General features: G+C 67.7%; 2 protein-coding genes. One reads left to right on the top strand and one right to left on the bottom strand.

Features of this window, described 5'->3' with window-relative positions; all coding sequences use genetic code 11:
- Window positions 1-202, bottom strand: a 202-nt coding sequence (locus CCL05_RS43055; protein ID WP_143590066.1) for a helix-turn-helix domain-containing protein, incomplete at its 3' end; no start/stop codon positions are given.
- Between the two features lie 88 nt (window positions 203-290).
- On the opposite strand from CCL05_RS43055, the gene CCL05_RS47350 reads away from it, so the two are divergent.
- A partial coding sequence (locus CCL05_RS47350) for a DUF4267 domain-containing protein (RefSeq protein ID WP_425275997.1) occupies window positions 291-468 on the top strand: 178 nt, incomplete at its 3' end.

Genomic DNA, 468 nt, shown 5'->3' with positions numbered 1-468 from the left:
CCTGCACAGCCACCGCCGCCATGATCGCGCCCTTGCCCTTGAAGTGGCTGTAGAGGACCGGCTGGCTGTACTCGATCTCGTCGGCGAGCCGGCGCGTCGTCACCGCGTCCCAGCCCTCCGCCTCCGCCAGTTCCCGTGCGGCCGTCACGATCAGCCGCTCGCGTTCCGCTCGTTCGCGCTCCCGGCGCGTCTGGATCGTCATGACCGAAACCCTAGCACCGCTAGCGTTCCTGTCGACGCTCTGCTAGCTTCGCTCTTGTCCCTAGCGATGCTAGAAATCGAGGAGAGACGTGACCGTCACCGCGTACACCCTGGCTGTCGTGCTCAACCTGTTCTGCCTGTTCCTCGGCTACCGGTTCCTGTTCCAGCCGGGACCGTCAGCCGCGGGCTACGGCGTTCCGGCCGACCCCGGCGGCGATGCCGGCGCCTACCTGACGATCAAGGGCCTGCGGGACGGCATCCTCGGGC

The sequence above is a fragment of the Streptomyces africanus genome (assembly GCF_002150735.1).
Taxonomy (GTDB): Bacteria; Actinomycetota; Actinomycetes; order Streptomycetales; family Streptomycetaceae; genus Streptomyces; species Streptomyces africanus.
This window is presented reverse-complemented; position numbering and strand designations above follow the sequence as displayed.